General features: G+C 39.3%; 13 protein-coding genes and 9 pseudogenes. 7 read left to right on the forward strand and 15 right to left on the reverse strand.

Annotated elements, in window-relative coordinates:
• Window positions 1-189 precede the first annotated feature (189 nt).
• The 5 genes from bchL to KA717_03310 all read right to left on the reverse strand — a co-directional run bounded on the left by bchL (window position 190) and on the right by KA717_03310 (window position 6,422).
• Complete coding sequence (bchL, locus tag KA717_03290) at window positions 190-1,056, reverse strand: ferredoxin:protochlorophyllide reductase (ATP-dependent) iron-sulfur ATP-binding protein (GenBank protein UXE61958.1); 867 nt, start codon at window positions 1,054-1,056, stop codon at window positions 190-192.
• A gap of 470 nt (window positions 1,057-1,526) precedes the next feature.
• A complete protein-coding gene (locus KA717_03295) occupies window positions 1,527-2,216 on the reverse strand; it encodes a phosphate ABC transporter permease (GenBank protein ID UXE61959.1) in 690 nt (229 codons plus the stop codon).
• A 73-nt stretch (window positions 2,217-2,289) separates the two neighbouring features.
• Window positions 2,290-3,615, reverse strand: a complete 1,326-nt coding sequence (locus KA717_03300) for an IS4 family transposase (protein UXE64540.1) — start codon at window positions 3,613-3,615, stop codon at window positions 2,290-2,292.
• 225 nt (window positions 3,616-3,840) lie between these two features.
• Window positions 3,841-5,532, reverse strand: a complete 1,692-nt coding sequence (locus KA717_03305) for an ABC transporter ATP-binding protein/permease (protein UXE61960.1) — start codon at window positions 5,530-5,532, stop codon at window positions 3,841-3,843.
• Window positions 5,533-5,597: 65 nt separating this feature from the next.
• Window positions 5,598-6,422, reverse strand: a complete 825-nt coding sequence (locus KA717_03310) for a Uma2 family endonuclease (GenBank protein ID UXE61961.1) — start codon at window positions 6,420-6,422, stop codon at window positions 5,598-5,600.
• A gap of 6 nt (window positions 6,423-6,428) precedes the next feature.
• Here KA717_03310 and KA717_03315 point away from each other — a divergent pair, with 6 nt between their 5' ends.
• The 4 genes and pseudogenes from KA717_03315 (at window position 6,429) to KA717_03330 (ending at window position 10,118) form a co-directional block, all read left to right on the forward strand.
• Complete coding sequence (locus tag KA717_03315) at window positions 6,429-6,869, forward strand: Uma2 family endonuclease (GenBank protein ID UXE61962.1); 441 nt, start codon at window positions 6,429-6,431, stop codon at window positions 6,867-6,869.
• A 102-nt stretch (window positions 6,870-6,971) separates the two neighbouring features.
• Window positions 6,972-8,309 (forward strand): annotated as a pseudogene (locus KA717_03320) (IS5 family transposase).
• Between the two features lie 221 nt (window positions 8,310-8,530).
• Window positions 8,531-8,656, forward strand: a pseudogene (locus KA717_03325) (Uma2 family endonuclease).
• Window positions 8,657-8,780: 124 nt separating this feature from the next.
• Window positions 8,781-10,118 (forward strand): annotated as a pseudogene (locus tag KA717_03330) (IS5 family transposase).
• 418 nt (window positions 10,119-10,536) lie between these two features.
• Here the strand turns inward: KA717_03330 and KA717_03335 are convergent.
• The 8 genes and pseudogenes from KA717_03335 to KA717_03370 form a co-directional block, all read right to left on the reverse strand.
• Complete coding sequence (locus tag KA717_03335) at window positions 10,537-12,132, reverse strand: glucose-6-phosphate isomerase (protein UXE61963.1); 1,596 nt, start codon at window positions 12,130-12,132, stop codon at window positions 10,537-10,539.
• A gap of 132 nt (window positions 12,133-12,264) precedes the next feature.
• Window positions 12,265-12,564 carry an HNH endonuclease gene (locus KA717_03340; protein UXE61964.1) on the reverse strand — a complete coding sequence of 100 codons (300 nt, stop codon included), beginning with the start codon at window positions 12,562-12,564 and terminating at the stop codon, window positions 12,265-12,267.
• Window positions 12,565-12,795: 231 nt separating this feature from the next.
• Window positions 12,796-13,401, reverse strand: coding sequence for a hypothetical protein (locus KA717_03345; GenBank protein ID UXE61965.1), 606 nt, complete (start codon window positions 13,399-13,401; stop codon window positions 12,796-12,798).
• Between the two features lie 66 nt (window positions 13,402-13,467).
• Window positions 13,468-13,770, reverse strand: a complete 303-nt coding sequence (locus tag KA717_03350) for a hypothetical protein (GenBank protein UXE61966.1) — start codon at window positions 13,768-13,770, stop codon at window positions 13,468-13,470.
• Window positions 13,771-13,859: 89 nt separating this feature from the next.
• Window positions 13,860-14,672 carry an IS1 family transposase gene (locus KA717_03355; GenBank protein UXE61967.1) on the reverse strand — a complete coding sequence of 271 codons (813 nt, stop codon included), beginning with the start codon at window positions 14,670-14,672 and terminating at the stop codon, window positions 13,860-13,862.
• 51 nt (window positions 14,673-14,723) lie between these two features.
• Window positions 14,724-15,058 (reverse strand): annotated as a pseudogene (locus tag KA717_03360) (transposase).
• Window positions 15,051-15,947, reverse strand: a complete 897-nt coding sequence (locus tag KA717_03365; GenBank protein ID UXE61968.1) for an ISL3 family transposase — start codon at window positions 15,945-15,947, stop codon at window positions 15,051-15,053. Before KA717_03365 ends, KA717_03360 begins: the two are co-directional and overlap by 8 nt.
• A pseudogene (locus tag KA717_03370) lies at window positions 15,944-16,651 on the reverse strand (IS630 family transposase). The gene KA717_03365 and the pseudogene KA717_03370 overlap by 4 nt, the downstream one beginning before the upstream one ends.
• Window positions 16,652-16,848: 197 nt before the next feature.
• On the opposite strand from KA717_03370, the gene KA717_03375 reads away from it, so the two are divergent.
• Together KA717_03375 and KA717_03380 are read left to right on the forward strand one after the other, a co-directional pair.
• Window positions 16,849-17,043 (forward strand): transposase, encoded by a 195-nt coding sequence (locus KA717_03375; protein ID UXE61969.1) that lies wholly within the window; start codon window positions 16,849-16,851, stop codon window positions 17,041-17,043.
• Between the two features lie 17 nt (window positions 17,044-17,060).
• Window positions 17,061-17,981 (forward strand): annotated as a pseudogene (locus KA717_03380) (IS4 family transposase).
• 229 nt (window positions 17,982-18,210) lie between these two features.
• Here KA717_03380 and KA717_03385 read toward each other — a convergent pair.
• Window positions 18,211-19,552, reverse strand: a pseudogene (locus KA717_03385) (IS5 family transposase).
• A gap of 124 nt (window positions 19,553-19,676) precedes the next feature.
• On the opposite strand from KA717_03385, the pseudogene KA717_03390 reads away from it, so the two are divergent.
• Window positions 19,677-19,934 (forward strand): annotated as a pseudogene (locus tag KA717_03390) (IS4 family transposase).
• Window positions 19,935-19,949: 15 nt separating this feature from the next.
• On the opposite strand, the pseudogene KA717_03395 reads toward KA717_03390, so the two are convergent.
• A pseudogene (locus KA717_03395) lies at window positions 19,950-20,096 on the reverse strand (IS630 family transposase).
• Window positions 20,097-20,130: the final 34 nt, after the last annotated feature.

Below are 20,130 nucleotides of genomic sequence, written 5' to 3' on the forward strand. Positions count from 1 at the left end.
CTGTGTATGGCTTTGAGTTTTTTAATTAGGAGATTTGCGTAACGAACAGCTTTGAAAGAGGGAAGACAAATTAAAGGTTTGAAGTCCCCCTTTTTAAGGGGGATTTAGGGGGATCAAACCTCAAAGCGTGTCTTTTTTTAAGATGTGTGTACACAGTAGCTTTTTAAGGGGGGTTAGGGGGGATCAAACTTAAACCATCATTAAATCTAATTCTCTTTCTGCTTTAACAGGAGCATCCGCATTCAAATAGAAATCAGACAACAACGAGAATAAATCCCGATCCTGAGCATCTTTAGGAACCACCCCTTCCGGTTGCGACAAAATTTGATCCGCAATATTCAAATAATAATCACAAACATAATTCAAAGAAGAATCAGTTTCCGCCATTTCAAATAAGGTTTTACCCTTCACCCGCGAAACCCGAATATCTTCAATTAAGGGCAGAACTTCTAATACTGGCATCGGCACAGCTTCTAAATATTTATCAATTAAATCCCGCTTAGAAGTGCGATTACCAATTAAACCTGCCAACCGTAACGGATGAGTCCGCGCTTTTTCTCGAACCGAAGCCGCAATGCGATTGGCTGCAAACAAAGCATCAAAACCATTGTCCGTCACGATCAAACAATAGTCTGCATAGTTCAAGGGAGCCGCAAAACCGCCACAAACCACATCTCCCAAAACATCAAACAAAATGACATCGTACTCATCAAAAGCATTTAACTCCTTGAGTAGCTTGACCGTTTCACCAACCACATAACCGCCACAACCCGCACCGGCTGGAGGGCCACCCGCTTCCACACAGTCCACACCCGCATAACCCTTGTAGATCACATCTTCGGGCCAAATATCTTCGTAGTGGAAATCCTTTTCCTGAAGGGTGTCAATAATCGTCGGAATCAGAAAACCTGTCAGGGTAAAAGTGCTGTCGTGCTTGGGATCGCAACCAATCTGTAATACTTTTTTGCCCCGTTTAGCCAGAGCGGTGGAGATGTTGCAGCTAGTCGTGGATTTGCCGATGCCGCCTTTTCCGTAAACTGCGAGTGTTAAAGTCAAGGTCTTTCTCCTGTGGTTGTTAAGTCAATCTCAATATCTGCATTATTGACCAAGAACCTCATTAAGCAAAGGGGGAGGATAATCAAATGGCAGTCTAATCAAGCGCAAATAGAAGCTATAAGGCTTTATTTTTACTTTCAAGACCTAAAAATCAATATTTATCTAATTTTTAGCTAAAAAACAAAATTGCTTATTTTATTTACAATAAATAAAAACAAAAAGCAAAAAAATCCATGCAATACATAAAAACGCTTTATTTTTACTCAGGCAAAAATTCTCAAGCAAACGAGGGATCAGGCATTAGAAGCGATCGCCGACCTTTCTCTCGATTGTGCTAATAGACTTAAGACTATGGACTAGGTAGCAAAAGGCAAGGGAAAAACCTGAAGACAGTGGTGATTTAGACCCCTTCAGAAGCATTTGTTAAAAATTATAAACTTTGTCCAAAATCCCTTTTTACTTAACAGAACTTAACGCAAACGGCGACGATTGGGACGGCGAGTAGGGGCATCCTGACGATTTTGGCCGAGCTTGGCACTGATATCCTTGAACAAATCCCGCCGCAGATAGGGATAATCACCCACCCACAGATCAAACTGGGGAAGATAAAGGTCGGTAATCTTATCAATCCGTTCCAGTTCGGGCTGTTTCGACAACACTAATAATTCCGCCACTTGACCAGGCGAGATCGGCTTATACAGGCGTTTGACTGGAGCCTGCACTGTTACTCGAAATCCTTCGCGATCGCCGACTTCAATATTGATGCGCTTTTCAAAATTCTCAATAATTTCTAAACGGCCAAAGCGATCGGCCTGTTGATCTTCTCTGACAACCTTCTCGGTGATGTAAACATCCAAGACTCGACCCCGCCAAAAGCCTGCATAGGGAAAACGCCGATAGGAATTATTTCGCACACTGGCCACATAAATCGGTGACCAAAACCAATACAAACCGCCAATAATAAAGCAAATTAACTGTAAGCCCTCCGCACCACTACCAAAAACCAGCCCAACCAGCCAAATACTAACCACAATCAGCAAAGAAATGAGCAAACGGCTAAGTAAATCCTTCGATTGACCCCAGGCAAATTTATATTGCGCTCCAGTGGCAATCAGAGGAATAACTTGTTCAAAGGTTTCGCGGGTTAGAGGAACGAGCATTTTGAATGAGTGAATAGTTGATAGTGAATAGTTGATAATTAGTTTTGTAGGGGCGTAAGGCTTACCATCCGTGTCAACTTAAAGGAATGGGTTCCCAAATTTGTTGATTGAGAGCGGCCTTTTCTCGATGTCGCTTTCTCTCAGCTTTGACCAAACCAAATAACTTAGCACGTTCAGCCAGATAGGTTACTGTATCAGGCTTTTCTCCTCTAGCAATAGCCTTCGCTACATAGTATAGACTCCGAAACACCATCTCTACTGAGATTTTTTCTTTCGGTTGATTTAGAGCAATCGCCACTTCCCCTACCAATTGATTTAAGACCGTATAGAAAATCAAAGTGCAAATAATCTGGATTTGGACACCATTCTTATTCCCTACCCATAAATAGGCTAGTCCTAAAAGTCTTTTCGTTAATAAAAAGGCTTCTTCGATTGTCCATCGTCTTCGATATAAATCACAGACCTCTTCGGCGGACAGTTGTTCGGGAGACAACACATTTGTTAAATACTGATACCAGATTGTTCCCCATAATACTGAGACTAATCTCACCGGATGCTTGCAAGGATTAGAACGGTAATTTCCCATAATGATAATCTCATCTCTGTAATGACTACCTTGAGACAATACTTGTTTGGTTTTGTAAGATGTACCCGCTCTAAATCTGGTTAGAAAAAACTTTTTAGCTTCTGTTAACAAATCAAACCACACAAAGCTAAAAAATCCCATATCTACGAGAATTAAACCATTTTCTGGTAATTTAGCTGCCAATTCTTCACACCATATTTTATCATTTGATTTATCATTTTCTGTGTACCATAAAGTAACGGGTCTTTGGGTAAAGGCTTCCACTACCATCATTATTTTACCCCCCAATTTACTCTTTTCTTCTTTACTTATTTTCATATTTTTCCTTATCTGCTCTAGCGTTGAGCCATCTGCTATCCACACTGCACTAAACTTTTCTCTTATTTTTTCCCATTTTTCTCCTACTTGGAGCTTCTTCCCTTTTTCGGCTGCTTTTTCTAACACTCCTTTTAGTAATATTGCAAATATTTCGGCTGGCACATTCATCATTCTTTTTGATACTGCCTGTTTGCTTACTTTTAATGATGCTACCCATAGCAATCCCTCTTCCTCTAACAGTCTTACCGCTTCACTTATACCCGCTATTTGACGATACACTATACTTAACACTAATGCCACCATTACTGGTAAATTTAGCACCCTATCTCTCATCATTTTCTCATGAGTTCCCTGTAAATATTTTAATGGTGTAAACATTGTGGGTTCTAGTAATTCAAACAACTCTTTTGTTATTTCAGGGATTTCTACCCCTGGCTGATTTGTCTTACGACGTAAGTCTGGGTTTCCTTTTCTCCGAGGATGTTGTCTTGCCATTTGTTTTTTGCTCACTTTTTTATATACTAACCTTTTTTTCAGCCTACTCTTACTTCCGCCTGCTTTTAGGCTAATCTTTTGTGAGTAGGCATTTTGGCTTAAGTTGACACCAATGAAGGCTTACGCCCAATAGCATATTCAAGGCTTGCACTTATACCCAATTAGGATATTAGTTGATTGGATGATCAGATGTTAGATGAACAATTTGATAAACATAGTATATTGCTATATTGTGTCCGCATTAACAAGCTGCCATTGGCCATGACCTAATAATTTCAAAAGGTAATAGTGATAGGGAATAACGGTGGGACGATGGGCAACACTAATATAGTTGATTTGGGAAGAAACTAAGAGGTCATAAAGTCGTTTTTCATTATCCACATCTAAAGCACTAGTAGCTTCATCTAAAATAGCGTAGCGGGGTTCACTTAACAGTAATCTGGCAAATCCTAAACGTTGCTGTTCACCTAAAGAGAGTACGTCAGCCCAATTTAATTCTGTTTCTAAACCGCCCACTCGTTCAATTAAATCACCTAAATTGACTTTTTCTAAGGTTGCTTGTAAGGTTTCCAGACTCAGATCACGACTAGTATGGGGATATAATAATTGGGCGCGTAAGGAGCCGAGAATCATATAGGGTCGTTGGGGTAAAAACATAATTTCTGCCAACTGGGGACGCAAAATTTCTCCTGAACCCTGATTCCATAATCCGGCGATCGCCCTTAAGAGAGAGCTTTTACCCACCCCAGAAGGCCCCATGATTAATAATCCCTGATCGGTGGGGACATTAAACGAAAGATTCTCAACCAATTCTTTACTTTGATTGGGCGTAATGACGGTGACATCTGCGAGAGCTAAATGATCGGCAGTTTGATAATTGATCCGAGTAAGATCAGATTGTTCTTGTCTTTTTTCCAAGGCTGATTGAAAGGTTCCTAAACGTTTAATAACCGCCGCAAATCCGGTCAAATCTTGAAATGAATTAGCAAACCAAGTAAAGACACTAGATACTGAACCAAAGGCAATTCCGGCTTGGGTAATATCACCGTAGGCAATTTCGCCTTTAAAAAAGAGAGGAGCTAAAACGAGGACAGGTACTAAAGAAGAAATATAGCCTAAAATGAAAGTAAAAGCGGTTAAGCTACTATCCGGTAAAACAATTTTGTGTAAAACCGACATGACTTTTCTGAAGCGATCGCTGACCAAGTTAAATTCCTGTTCTTCACCCTGATAAAAAGCAATAGATTCACTATTATCCCTGATATGAACTAAGCCATAACGAAAATCGGCTTGACGTTGTAAATTTTGAAAGTTTAACGGAGTTAATACTCGTCCTAAAAAGTAACTAATCAAGGTTTGTAGCGCAGCCGAAGCGATCGCCACCCAAACTAAAAAACTGCCTAAAGACCAAAGGACACCAATAAATAAAACTCCCCCTAACAAAGTATCACCAAAATCTAGGGTAAATTTCAGGGTACTTTCCACAAAACTATTAATATCATCGGCAATACGCTGATCAGGATTATCAATGGTTTTATTCGTATTAATTTTATAGAAATTTTGATTACTAAAATAATGTTCTAAAAAATTAAAGGTTAACCAATTACGCCAATACAAAACTAGCTTCTGTTGGGCATAATTGCGGAGCACCAAAACGGTGATGACGATTACCCCCATTTTGGCAATGTTGATAATATCTTGATGAAACTCGGCCGCTTTCTTCTCCGTTAAATGACTTAACAAAGACTTCTGGACTTCACTAAATCCAACAAATAAATTATTACTAGCAATAATACAAACTATTAAAAAAAGTAGAATAGCGATCGCTTGCCACTTTTCCGACGATAACCAGTATCGTTTAGCGACTTGAAAAAACCAAACTAAAAATTGTTGAAACTGTTGCCAGCGTTTTAGCATTCTGAGTCCATACTCCCTGAGATTGATTGAAAACGATTTAAAAACTTACTGGATAACCTTAAAAATCAGGAAAGATGATCAGGATCGATCCCTAATTCCCGTAAACGAGCCGCCAATTTTTCAGATCGTTCTTTTTCTTGTTGAAGTTGTAAGGTTAGCGTTTGAGCGACTAATCTTTCCTGTTCTGCTTTTTCATGGCCCGTTGGTAATAAATTCCCCTGACTATCCCACCAACGCAACCAGGGTAATTCCCAATTTTGGTATAGGCCCTGCCAGATACCCAATTCCACTCCTAATTCTGGAATGGGATAATGACCCCGATCATTCGCTTCTACTAATTGATAGGAATTTTCCTGTAGGTGATAAACTTCAACCCTAGCTAAAGTCACTTCATAAATGGCATAAAAAGCCGGTCGAATCACCGTTTCATAAATCCAAAACTTGCCGCGCCAGGGGGTTCGATCTCGTTCTTCAGAGCCATTACCTGAAACAAATTCAATGGCAATTAAAGGGGGAATAGATTCGCGCCATAAGACATAGGAACGCCGTACCACACCATCTAAATCGGGAGGCACATTCGGCACATAGAACCAATCGGGGGCTTCGGCTCCTTTTTCGGGTGGATCGGTCATTTTCCAATAGATTCCCGAATCCTGGCCAATACAATACTGTCCGTCAGGATGAATTTTTTGCAAAACGGGGGTAATGGTATCGGTGAGTAAAATACCCTGGGGATGTTCTTGAAAATTTTTCACAAAAGTTCCGTCCGATTCAGGCAATTGGGTATGGTCGGGAAAGGGCAGGGGGGGATCTGCGGTAAAGGCGATCGCTTTAGTCATCAGCCAAGTCCTCAAAGTTATGGTCGCATCAATACTGACATTGCCAACCATTGTATCTTGTGTCTCACCAATGGGCTTTTAGCAGGCGATCGCCGTTGGATTTCGCTAAAATCAGGACAAATAGAATTTAAAAACAGAAACCATCCGATGACAGCCCTCTCACCTCCCGTAATTGCACCCACCCCAGTCAAGCTCTGGACAGATGCAGAATTTATGGCCCTTCCCGATGATGGCCATCATTACGAAATTGTGAATGGAGAATTAATTGATATGGGCAATTCAGGGGCATTACATGGCTACATTTGCAGTTTGTTATTAGTCGCTTTAGGGAGTTATATTGTCCCGAAAAAATTGGGCGTTATCCTCGATTCCAGCACGGCTTTTAAAATGAAAAATGGGAATAGACGGTCTCCCGATATTGCTTTTTTTGCTAAAGAACGTTTGCAAGGAATGAAAACACTGCCCTCTGGTTATTTAGGGCTTGCTGAAAAAAGCTGAGACCTTTACGGAGAAAAATAGTAGGCGAATTAAGAACCGCTAGAATGCACGAAAATAGGGTAGAATGCCTCAAAACCATTGCATTAAGAAGAGAGAAAGCAGATGTACCGAAAGCAACAGTACTCAATTGAAACACCAGAAAACTTGAAAAATCTGTTCGGCGGGCAGTTAGACGAAGAAAATCGTTGGATAGAAATGTCAAAAATGATTCCCTGGGAAGAATATGAGGAAGAATATGCAAAAAACTTCACAGGAAAAAAAGGAGCCCCAGCCAAATCATTTAGAATGGCATTAGGAGCATTAATTATCAAAGAAATTTCAGGAAAAAGTGACAGAGAAACAGTAGAACAAATAAAAGAGAACCCTTATTTACAGTACTTTATAGGAATGGAAAGCTATAGTAGCAAAGAAGCATTTAATGCGTCAATGATGGTTCATTTTCGTAAAAAAATAGGAATGGAATTAATAAATAAAATTAATAAAGAAATAGAAAAAAAAGCGACGGGTGTAGCGTCAGAAAAAAAAGAAAATGAAGGAAAGTTATTGTTAGATGCGACTTGTACACCAGCAGATATAAAATATCCAACGGATATAGGAATATTGAATGATGCCAGAGAAAAAACAGAAAAAATAATAGATAAGCTGTATGAAGAAATAAAAGAGAAAAGGAAAGAAAAGCCGAGGACTTATAGGGAAGTGGCAAGAAAAGAGTACTTAGCCATAGCAAAAAAACGTCGTGTGTCAAAAAAAGAAAGAAGAAAAGGAACAAAAAAACAACTAGGATATATAAAAAGAAACTTGTCTCATATAGAAAAAATGATAGAAGAGGGAGCAAAGTTAGAAAAACTAACGAAAAAAGAGCAAGAAGAGCTTGTAACGATAGGAAAAGTGTATGAGCAACAGTTAGAAATGTATGAAAAAAAGACAAATAAAGTAGAAAACAGAATTGTGAGTGTAAGCCAACCTCACGTGCGTCCAATAGTGCGTGGAAAAGCGGGAAAAGCAGTAGAGTTTGGAGCTAAAATATCGGCAAGTAATGTGAATGGCTTTGTCTTCTTAGACAAATTAAGTTGGGATAATTACAACGAATCGGGAGATTTACAAGCGCGAATAGAAGAATATAAAAGGGAAACAGGATGTTATCCGGAATCGGTTCATGTGGATAAAATCTATCGAACAAAAGCGAATCGAGCTTATTGTAAAGAAAGGGATATAAGAATGAGTGGTCCCCGATTGGGAAGACCGCCGAAAGAGGTGAGCAAAGAAAAAAAGAAAGAGGCACGCTCAGATGAAAGAGTGCGTAATGCCATTGAGGGTAAATTCGGACAGGGAAAGAGGAAATTTAGTCTTGGTCGAGTGATGGCCAAACTACCTGAGACCTCGGAAACGGTAATTGCGATGAACTTTTTGGTAATGAATCTTTCTACTCTACTTCAGAAGACAAAAAGTAAAAAGTTGTAGAGTCGTTTTTCTTGTGAAAAATGGTGTTAATTTTCCTCTCTTTTGTGAGGAGTGATTTGTGTTGACCTTTTTAGACAGAAAGGAACAATAGATTAAACAAAATCTGTATTTTGATTTGTTTCCATAAGGATAAGTTATCTATGCTTTTTCAGTCCATACTTCCCTAACCCACATTTCTTTCGTTTTTTGACTTTTTCAGCAAGCCCTATTTAGAAGGTGCACCTGATTTAGCAATAGAAGTTCTTTCTCCTGAAAATACTATTGAAGAGATTGATAACAAGTTAGTAGAATATTTTGAAAATGGCTCTCGTTTAGTTTGGGTAATTAGGGCTTGCTGAAAAAAGCTGAAACCTTTACGGAGAAAAATAGTAGGCGAATTAAGAACCGCTAGAATGCACGAAAATAGGGTAGAATGCCTCAAAACCATTGCATTAAGAAGAGAGAAAGCAGATGTACCGAAAGCAACAGTACTCAATTGAAACACCAGAAAACTTGAAAAATCTGTTCGGCGGGCAGTTAGACGAAGAAAATCGTTGGATAGAAATGTCAAAAATGATTCTTTGGGAAGAATATGAGGAAGAATATGCAAAAAACTTCACAGAAAAAAAAGGAGCCCCAGCCAAATCATTTAGAATGGCATTAGGAGCATTAATTATCAAAGAAATTTCAGGAAAAAGTGACAGAGAAACAGTAGAACAAATAAAAGAGAACCCTTATTTACAGTACTTTATAGGAATGGAAAGCTATAGTAGCAAAGAAGCATTTAATGCGTCAATGATGGTTCATTTTCGTAAAAAAATAGGAATGGAATTAATAAATAAAATTAATAAAGAAATAGAAAAAAAAGCGACGGTTGTAGCGTCAGAAAAAAAAGAAAATGAAGGAAAGTTATTGTTAGATGCGACTTGTACACCAGCAGATATAAAATATCCAACGGATATAGGAATATTGAATGATGCCAGAGAAAAAACAGAAAAAATAATAGATAAGCTGTATGAAGAAATAAAAGAGAAAAGGAAAGAAAAGCCGAGGACTTATAGGGAAGTGGCAAGAAAAGAGTACTTAGCCATAGCAAAAAAACGTCGTGTGTCAAAAAAAGAAAGAAGAAAAGGAACAAAAAAACAACTAGGATATATAAAAAGAAACTTGTCTCATATAGAAAAAATGATAGAAGAGGGAGCAAAGTTAGAAAAACTAACGAAAAAAGAGCAAGAAGAGCTTGTAACGATAGGAAAAGTGTATGAGCAACAGTTAGAAATGTATGAAAAAAAGACAAATAAAGTAGAAAACAGAATCGTGAGTGTAAGCCAACCTCACGTGCGTCCAATAGTGCGTGGAAAAGCGGGAAAAGCAGTAGAGTTTGGAGCTAAAATATCGGCAAGTAATGTGAATGGCTTTGTCTTCTTAGACAAATTAAGTTGGGATAATTACAACGAATCGGGAGATTTACAAGCGCGAATAGAAGAATATAAAAGGGAAACAGGATGTTATCCGGAATCGGTTCATGTGGATAAAATCTATCGAACAAAAGCGAATCGAGCTTATTGTAAAGAAAGGGATATAAGAATGAGTGGTCCCCGATTGGGAAGACCGCCGAAAGAGGTGAGCAAAGAAAAAAAGAAAGAGGCACGCTCAGATGAAAGAGTGCGTAATGCCATTGAGGGTAAATTCGGACAGGGAAAGAGGAAATTTAGTCTTGGTCGAGTGATGGCCAAACTACCTGAGACCTCGGAAACGGTAATTGCGATGAACTTTTTGGTAATGAATCTTTCTACTCTACTTCAGAAGACAAAAAGTAAAAAGTTGTAGAGTCGTTTTTCTTGTGAAAAATGGTGTTAATTTTCCTCTCTTTTGTGAGGAGTGATTTGTGTTGACCTTTTTAGACAGAAAGGAACAATAGATTAAACAAAATCTGTATTTTGATTTGTTTCCATAAGGATAAGTTATCTATGCTTTTTCAGTCCATACTTCCCTAACCCACATTTCTTTCGTTTTTTGACTTTTTCAGCAAGCCCTAATTAGTCCCACGCAACAGTATGTATTAAGCTATCGTTCTGCCCAGGAACCCGATCGCCTCCTCAAAGTTAAGGATTTTTTGGATGGGGAAGAGGTAATTCCTGGCTTTAGTTTAGCGATCGCTGATTTATTTCAGGAACTAGATTTTTAATTGGAAAAAAGAAGGAGCCGTCATGACCCCTTTTTCAATCTATCTATCATTTGATATCGAAACTTTTAAGCGACTCGGAAAAGCGCGATCGCCTTCTAGCATAATGCCTCGGTTATTAACGGCAAGATGACGAATAATTTTATAGACTGATTCCACTTGCTCTGTTGCTCCAGCCCGTTCTGCCAGGGTTGCTAAATCTAAGGGCTGCTCCGCTGCGCGTAAGACCTGAAGCAGAGATTGTTGAAGTTCTAAAATGGTTGCTGCCGCTTTTTTACCCGCTTCTACCCCAGGCTGATGGTAAGCATTAATATTGACTAAAGAAGCATAAAAACTAACAGCCCTTTCATACAAAGCAATTAACGAACCGACACTAAACGCATTTACTTTTTCAATCGTAATGGTGATAGAATCCCGTTGTTTTTCATAAAGAGCTTGACGAGTCCCCTGTAAAAAACCAGAGAGATAATCACCACTAGTAGCATCGGGGTCTAAAAAAATAGATGAGCCAGAACGATCCTGCAAAACTTCAATAAATGTGGCAAAGAAATTAGGCACTCCTTCCCGTAATTGCTGAACATAGGCGTGCTGATCGGTGGAGCCTTTATTGCCATAGACAGCGATGCCTTGATGAACAATTTTTCCCTCTAAATCCCGTTCTTTACCGAGGGATTCCATAATCAATTGTTGAAGATAGCGGCTAAAGAGCAATAGGCTATCTTTATAGGGCAAAATAACCATATCTTTTTCTCCCTTGCCGTTGCCTGCATAGTACCAAGCTAGGGCCAGCAAAGCCGCCGGATTTTGACGCAGACTCGGTTGACGGGTGGCCTCATCCATCATTTTCGCACCATCTAGCAATTCCTGAATATTAATACCCTGAAGGGCTGCGGGTAATAGTCCCACTGCCGATAGTTCAGAAGTGCGGCCACCCACCCAATCCTGCATGGGGAAAGTGGCTAACCAATTTTCTGTCTGGGCTAATTGATGGAGTTTACTACCCGGCATAGTGACCGCGATCGCCTGGGCATTGAATGCTAGACCTTGGGCAGCAAAGGCTGCTTGGGTTTCGAGCATACCATTGCGTGGTTCAGGGGTGCCGCCCGATTTACTGGTGACAATCACCAGAGTGCTTTTGAGCTTGTCCCGCAGACGATTTAACAGGCGATCTAAACCGGCTGGATCAGAATTATCAATAAAATGAATAGCTAGGGGTGGAAAATCGGGGGAAAGAGCTTCAGCCACGAATTGAGGGCCTAGGGCAGAGCCACCAATCCCAATAGAAACAATATCGGTAAATTTATCGCTCTGAGGCGGTTTAATCACTCCCTGGTGAACTTGAGCGACAAAATCATGGATCTGTGCCAAGGGTTCTAGAATTTCCTGCTTTAGAGCCTCATTGGGAGCTAAATCGGGATTCCGTAACCAGTAATGACCTACCATCCGTTGTTCATCGGGATTGGCGATCGCCCCTTTTTCGAGGGCCACCATATCCTGAAAAGCCTTAGCAAACTTCGGTTTGAGATATTCAACAAACGCTTCATCGAAACGCATCCGACTGATATCCAAATAAAAATTCAGATCAGGGTGATAATACAGCCAATCCTGGTAACGTTGCCAAAGTTCTTGATTATTCATACATAGCTTCAGAGGTGACTGTTAGGAGTCGAGAAAAAGGGCAACCTTTTTCCCTCCCATTCAGAACCGGACTTGAGACTTTCACCTCATCCGGCTCCTAGTTCGATTTTCCTTTTGTCATAAGGAACAGCTTTAGTGCCTTTGATTGATTTGTTGAGAACCATCATTGGCAGTTTTTAAGTCGTGACAGTGACGGTGTAACAATTGTAAGTTCGCATATTCATCTTTTCCCCCATGGGAGATTGGTTGAATATGGTTAACTTCTAACTGGTCTGAGTTAGTAAAGTATTGATTACAGATTGTACACTGTCCTTGCTGCCTCTTGAGTAGTGTTGCTACTCTTTTTGGGGTTCCTAATTCGGTTCCCTTTCGGGTTGCCCAATATATCCAGTTTCCGTCATAGGGTGATGCGTCTGGCTTAACTAGCAGCAATTCTAAATTTGCCCTGTAGCAAGGGTTTCAGGTTTTAGTTCGCGTAATACGGGGTAAAATTCAACGGGATTAACAAGTTCATTTTACGAGTCTTCAGGCTTTCAGGCATGGTAGTACACATAGAATTGCCCCAAAAACCCCCTTTGAAATGTTCTTTAAATCCCTAAAAGGCTTGCTGTATCTAAAACTGAGAATTGCTGTTCTGAGGTCAGCAATTCTAAATTTGAAAAATCAGGAGGAATTAGTGGCGGGCAGAGAGTCAAATGGCTCAAGCATAAAATCAAGAAGGTGTTGCCAGCTATCAAAGACAAAATAGGTAGTAAGAGTGCGTAAATGGGAAAAAAAGCATCTTCGAGTCCCTAAAAGTAGTCGGATACGTTGGTAGGACTCATCTAAAAGCTGTAAAACGGTGTGAAACAAGAAAGCCAGTAAATTTAAGGTGAGCAAAAAGGTAGCAAGATGGTGGTCACCATGTCCAAAATTGTGTTCTAGATGGTAGCCCTGAGTCTTAAGAGTATTATGGTTCTCATTTTCGGTTTTCCAACGAGAGCGAGCGACACTGACTAACTCAACAATGTTATCGGCTTGGGGAAAAAGGTCGGTAATCCAATCGTTGTGAAAGAGAACCTGACCGTCAGAACGGCGAGTAACAGTGACCTCAAACCAATGAGTATTGAGGGCGGCGGAACCATCTCTTAGGGGCAAGTGATAAGTCCAACGATAATGATAGTCATGCCAATCGCGACCATGACGACGACGCTCATGGAAAGAGTAAACTTCCCCAATCTTCTCGGCATAGTCCAAAAACTCATAGAGAGTAGGGTGAGATTCAGGCAAACGACAAAGAGATAGTGAAAGTGGTTTTGAAGAGCCTCTTCGCACATCGGTTGACGACTATAGAGGTCATCCCCCAATCATAGTAACGCTAAACGGGTCAAAGAATTCTCGATGTCTGTGGAGCCAACGTTTTGCCGCCGCTACCTCACAGTCCTGTTTCTCGTGACCATCTTGAGGAGTAATAAATTCAGGGTCAAGACTAATCACCGCTTTTTGCTGAGGTGAGACAATTACCGGTAAGATTGCCGAATGAAAGTAAGTCACTGTCCCGTTTTTATGGGTTCGATGGGAACATTGCTCACAGTGGATATTTTGGGAGGAGAAATACTCTGTGCCATCTAGCGGAATTAGTAATTGCTTGTCTAACACCTCATACCGAGTCAATATTCCTCTGGTCTTTAGTAGTTGGGCACTGGTATCGTCTAGCTAGAAGCTACAAACGTTGCAATACGAGAGGTTCAAGAAATCAGGCGAATTTGGAGTAAGTCCTCCCAAGTTAACCCTTTTTCAATTATACCGAGAGCTACAGCAGGAACTTCTCTAGTCGTAAAATGGCTGCGAACAAAGTTATGAACCATCCAGAAAATATCTAGGACTCGCTGTAATCCCACAACAGATTTAGCATAAGTATTTGTACGACGACGAAAGGCGGCTAAATAGCGTCGGATAGCACTATTAAATGCCTCAACGTGGTTGGCATGGACGTCCTTTTCTTCTGGTTTTTCTGTTGTCTCTGGATGTTCTGGTTTCGGCGTTTCTACTTTCTTTAGTTTACCTTCAGAATCTCGACGTTTACTACTCTTATTTTTTAATCTTACTACCATTCCCTTCGGTAATACTTTGACGGGACGACCACGTTTTCCAGTCTTCAATACTTCGTGACAAATATTAAATAGCAGTTGACTATATCGCTTTTCTCCATCTGTAAATAACTGGAGAGATTCTGCACTCCTTTCAAATAATTCCGCTACCGTCATCATTGCCTCTAGAAATAATTTCTGCTCTTTTCGACCACATTTTAAATGCCAAATAAAGCGGCTAGCCCTGTCCATGAGAACGATTGTCCACCACTCAGAGGCACTTGCTTCTTTATTTTTTCCAACTTTTGTGTATAGTTCATCCCCTTCTATTACTAATTTAACAAATTCATTCACTAAGGCGTATAAAAACAATGTCTCTTGTAATCCTGATAATTTCTTTTCCCAATTCAATATTGTTGTTTTCGCGTAGCCGAATACTCGGACTGCGGCATTTAATCCTATTCCTTCCATTCTAGCTTTTAATACTTTTATAATTGGTTCTACCAGAGTTGCTAGGTAAAATTAAGAAACAGAAGCAAAACTTAGCTCACATCGTAGCACAAAGTTGTCGAAGTTTCTAAACCCATAACTGCGTCTCTTAATTACCTTTAGCTTATTATTTATCCTTCTACAACCCCTTGAGTTGTTCTATTATCAAAATAAGCCACTATCTCCCCTAACCATCTTCTTATTACCCCACAACTCTTCGGTAAATAGTATATCGCTTTTCGCATCCAGTTGGTTATTCTTAATAAACCATCCGCCCAGTTTTCACAGGTGTTAAATATCTGTCTTAGCTTTTCTTTTAGGCGATACGTACTCCCCAGCTCCTCATAATTTTTGAGGATATCATCCATTTTTTTTCACCTCTTCTTCTTCCAAGTCTTCCCGATTTTTCAGTAAGACATATTTGCTATTTTTAAGTATTTCTAACTGGCTTTTTAATTCCTGTTTCTTCTTTTTGTTTTTTGCTTTTTTGATCCTTAATTCCATTTCTCTTTTCGCACTTCTTCTCGCTTTATCTAACTCCTCATTAATCTGCTTCATTACATGAAATCTATCCACCACTACCTCCGCTTCTGGCATCATTTCTTCCGCCACTTTTTGATAGGGTCTCCACATATCTATGCTTACCTCCTCAATACCTAAAAGCACTTCTTCCCCCCATTCTTTCATGTATTTTATCAATTCTTCCTTGTTTCGCTTTTCTAATATCCCTAACAGCTCCCCCGTTTCTATATTTACTAATACTGCACAATAATTCTGCTTACCTTTTTCTAACGCTATTTCATCTATCCCTAACTTTTTCAGCCCTACTGGCTTCCCCTTTTTTAGTTCTTCTCCTTTGTCTTTTAGCATTGTTTGAATTTCTTGCTCACTCACTTCATTATTGAGCGCTGTATTTTTTATGTCACTATTGATGACTTCTTTGATAATCTTCTCTGCCATTCTATTGGTAAATTTTCTGTTTTTCTTCACATAGCTTAATTCTTCGACAAATTTATGACCGCACTTTTGACATCTCATTTGACGACGATTAATATTTAAATGAACCATTTTACCCATCATCGGTAAATCTCTAATCAACTGGCTATCATTTCTATTTACTCTACCCGTTTTGCTTTGACATTTAGGGCATTCTACTATTGGACATTTATTCTCCACTGAAATGACTAGACCGAACTCAGGTATGAATCCAAAATTGATGACTTTTACATCATCTAAGTCTAAACATTTATACTTCAAACGTTCATAATCTGAGATTTATCAAAGCGTTGAAATCGTAAGGTGAGCAAAGAATCAAGCTCCTCCTTATATTTTACGTTAGCATCTTCAAGACATCCTGAAATTGCTGCAGAAAACTGCGTAAAATCTTCATAATATTTTGCGTATAAACACTTCTTCTTCACAAACTTCCACAGTCTTTCAATTAAATTCAAGTTAGGAGAATAAGGAGGTAAGTACAGTAACTCTATTCCTAATGATTCTGCCAACTCCTGCACAATTCGGCATTTTTGATAACGAGCATTGTCTAATACCAACGTAATCGGTATTAATAGTCCTAATTCTGCTATCTTTTCTAGGAGTTCACAAACCTGAGTTCCCGTAATATAAGAACTGTTCGTTACCATAATTACTTCATGGGTAATTGCATTTAATGCTCCTAACACATTAAAACGTTTTCTCCCTGATGGTGACTTAATAAAAATCCTCTTGAAGCACCATATAAAATTTACAAATGCTCCCATTACAAAATGAGAGGCATCTACAAAGAAAACTGCCCTTTTTCCTGCTTTTGCCTCTTCTAGCCTTGGTTCTAGCTCTTTTTCTCTATAGCTATCCTGAGCTTCTACATCTGCTTTTGATGGAATTGTTCCCACCTTTAGACACCTCATTCCTATTGACTTTAAAAATTTTCTGACTTGCGTTGGACTTCTTTTTATTCCTGACTTTTCCCGTTAAGTCCAAAATCCAGCAATGCAAACTTCTAGAGGCTTTATCTGGCAAGGGTTTGAGTAATGATTCTCTTGACAGGAAAAAAATATTCTGAAGCCATCATCCCGCTTATCGTTCAAATTTCAAAAACAAAGGATGAAGGGAGTATGAGACTGTAAAATGGAGAAAATCTTAAAGGGCAGGTCAAAAAATGTTGGAATGGTGGACAAAAAACTTTGCCAGTTGTGAATTGGGAGACGAGAGGCTAAACAATCGTGCCTTCTCGATTGGGAAAAAGTTAAGTGAGGGGTTTGGAAAAGCCTTATCAGAAGTGTTTAAGGGAGGAAACGAGTTAAAGAGGGCCTATGAATTTTTGGGAATCCGAAAACAGACTTTGTCAAGATAATAGAGCCGCACTGTGAAATGACAACTGCCGCCGTAGAAGAATATAAGATAATGCTATCAGTCGGAGATACGACCTTCTTAGATTATCGCAATATCAAGGAAAAAAGGGAAGGGTATGGGCCGACTGGAAAAGGAGGGAATGGATTAATACTGCATAGTGCTTTAGCAATTGAGCCAGAAAAAGGACAAGTATTAGGTTTATTATGGCAAAAACTGTGGAATAGGGAGGTAAAAGAAAAGCCCCCAACAGATGAAACGGCGAAGCAGAAAAAAGAAAGACAGAAAGAACAAAGAAAAGCAGCTCGTCAAAGACCATTTGAGGAAAAAGAATCCTACAAATGGGTAGAGGCTCTAAACACCTGTGAGAAACAGGTAGAAAGTTCAACGAGGGTAATTCATGTATTTGACAGAGAAGGAGATGTTTCAGAAGTCTTTGACTCAGTGCGTCAACTCAAGCATACAGGAGTGCTGGTCAGAGCGTCTCATAATCGTAGTTTAGACAAAAATAGTGAACGACTTTGGCAACATTTGGAATCAGAACCGATTCGTTTTCATCAAGAAATCGAGATTCCGAGTACAGGAAAAAGAAAAGCACGGAAGGTTAAGCTTGCCGTCCGATTTTGCTCAGTTAATCTACGAACTCCCTATCGTTTTGATAATCGTGACCCGTTGAATGTCTATGCTGTTTATGCGACAGAAATCGATTGTCCCGAAGGCGAAACTCCTTTATCTTGGATGCTTCTGACTACAGAAGTTGTTGAGACTATTGAGATGGCTGTCACTATTCTTCGTTGGTACACCTACCGATGGCGGGTTGAAGAATTTCATAAAGTCCTTAAGTCTGGTTGTCAGAGTGAGCGTTATCGACTTGCCTCTGATGGAATGAAAACTCTTTTGGGTTTTTTAAGTGTCATTGCTGTTGAACTTTTACACGTTACTTAGGGCTTGCTGAAAAAGTCAAAAAACGAAAGAAATGTGGGTTAGGGAAGTATGGACTGAAAAAGCATAGATAACTTATCCTTATGGAAACAAATCAAAATACAGATTTTGTTTAATCTATTGTTCCTTTCTGTCTAAAAAGGTCAACACAAATCACTCCTCACAAAAGAGAGGAAAATTAACACCATTTTTCACAAGAAAAACGACTCTACAACTTTTTACTTTTTGTCTTCTGAAGTAGAGTAGAAAGATTCATTACCAAAAAGTTCATCGCAATTACCGTTTCCGAGGTCTCAGGTAGTTTGGCCATCACTCGACCAAGACTAAATTTCCTCTTTCCCTGTCCGAATTTACCCTCAATGGCATTACGCACTCTTTCATCTGAGCGTGCCTCTTTCTTTTTTTCTTTGCTCACCTCTTTCGGCGGTCTTCCCAATCGGGGACCACTCATTCTTATATCCCTTTCTTTACAATAAGCTCGATTCGCTTTTGTTCGATAGATTTTATCCACATGAACCGATTCCGGATAACATCCTGTTTCCCTTTTATATTCTTCTATTCGCGCTTGTAAATCTCCCGATTCGTTGTAATTATCCCAACTTAATTTGTCTAAGAAGACAAAGCCATTCACATTACTTGCCGATATTTTAGCTCCAAACTCTACTGCTTTTCCCGCTTTTCCACGCACTATTGGACGCACGTGAGGTTGGCTTACACTCACAATTCTGTTTTCTACTTTATTTGTCTTTTTTTCATACATTTCTAACTGTTGCTCATACACTTTTCCTATCGTTACAAGCTCTTCTTGCTCTTTTTTCGTTAGTTTTTCTAACTTTGCTCCCTCTTCTATCATTTTTTCTATATCAGACAAGTTTCTTTTTATATATCCTAGTTGTTTTTTTGTTCCTTTTCTTCTTTCTTTTTTTGACACACGACGTTTTTTTGCTATGGCTAAGTACTCTTTTCTTGCCACTTCCCTATAAGTCCTCGGCTTTTCTTTCCTTTTCTCTTTTATTTCTTCATACAGCTTATCTATTATTTTTTCTGTTTTTTCTCTGGCATCATTCAATATTCCTATATCCGTTGGATATTTTATATCTGCTGGTGTACAAGTCGCATCTAACAATAACTTTCCTTCATTTTCTTTTTTTTCTGACGCTACACCCGTCGCTTTTTTTTCTATTTCTTTATTAATTTTATTTATTTATTAATTCCATTCCTATTTTTTTACGAAAATGAACCATCATTGACGCATTAAATGCTTCTTTGCTACTATAGCTTTCCATTCCTATAAAGTACTGTAAATAAGGGTTCTCTTTTATTTGTTCTACTGTTTCTCTGTCACTTTTTCCTGAAATTTCTTTGATAATTAATGCTCCTAATGCCATTCTAAATGATTTGGCTGGGGCTCCTTTTTTTTCTGTGAAGTTTTTTGCATATTCTTCCTCATATTCTTCCCAAAGAATCATTTTTGACATTTCTATCCAACGATTTTCTTCGTCTAACTGCCCGCCGAACAGATTTTTCAAGTTTTCTGGTGTTTCAATTGAGTACTGTTGCTTTCGGTACATCTGCTTTCTCTCTTCTTAATGCAATGGTTTTGAGGCATTCTACCCTATTTTCGTGCATTCTAGCGGTTCTTAATTCGCCTACTATTTTTCTCCGTAAAGGTTTCAGCTTTTTTCAGCAAGCCCTACTTATCTTCATCGTACCCAGCCCGATGCTCTCGCGATTGAAATTCTTAATCCTCTTCAACTTCAGGTGTTAAAAGCAGCCGCCTCTCAAAAACTTCCCCCTATTTTGACTGTTGCTTGGGCTGTCGAGTCTGTTGCTTTTCTTGGTGGTTATCTTGAACATCGTCGTAAAACTCCTCTCGGTATCCAAGTCCTTTGGCGCGGTTGGTTGAAGTTGCATGACCTTTGCCAAGGCTGGCAGCTTGCAATCCGCACTTAACGGGAAAAGCCAGCTTTTTATTCCCGTTAATTCTTCTATTCTTTTTACTGCTTCATTTATTGTTGCTGGTGGATTTGACTCAAAATATGCCTCAATTGTCCCTTGATGCTCTGTTAACTCGCTTTTCGGGCGATTAAATTTTATTTCTTTTAGTTTTTCTATCCGGCACTGGTATCGTCTAGCTAGAAGCTACAAA

Source organism: Woronichinia naegeliana WA131, assembly GCA_025370055.1.
Lineage (GTDB): Bacteria > Cyanobacteriota > Cyanobacteriia > Cyanobacteriales > Microcystaceae > Woronichinia > Woronichinia naegeliana.

Bases quoted from the DNA above. Each gene is read 5' to 3' on its own strand.
- KA717_03335 (UXE61963.1), bottom strand. From the start codon at position 12,132: ATGAATAATCAAGAACTTTGGCAACGTTACCAGGATTGGCTGTATTAT.
- KA717_03305 (UXE61960.1), bottom strand. From the start codon at position 5,532: ATGCTAAAACGCTGGCAACAGTTTCAACAATTTTTAGTTTGGTTTTTT.
- KA717_03310 (UXE61961.1), bottom strand. From the start codon at position 6,422: ATGGTTGGCAATGTCAGTATTGATGCGACCATAACTTTGAGGACTTGG.
- KA717_03295 (UXE61959.1), bottom strand. From the start codon at position 2,216: ATGCTCGTTCCTCTAACCCGCGAAACCTTTGAACAAGTTATTCCTCTG.
- KA717_03375 (UXE61969.1), top strand. From the start codon at position 16,849: ATGTTGGAATGGTGGACAAAAAACTTTGCCAGTTGTGAATTGGGAGAC.
- KA717_03355 (UXE61967.1), bottom strand. From the start codon at position 14,672: ATGGAAGGAATAGGATTAAATGCCGCAGTCCGAGTATTCGGCTACGCG.
- KA717_03300 (UXE64540.1), bottom strand. From the start codon at position 3,615: ATGGCAAGACAACATCCTCGGAGAAAAGGAAACCCAGACTTACGTCGT.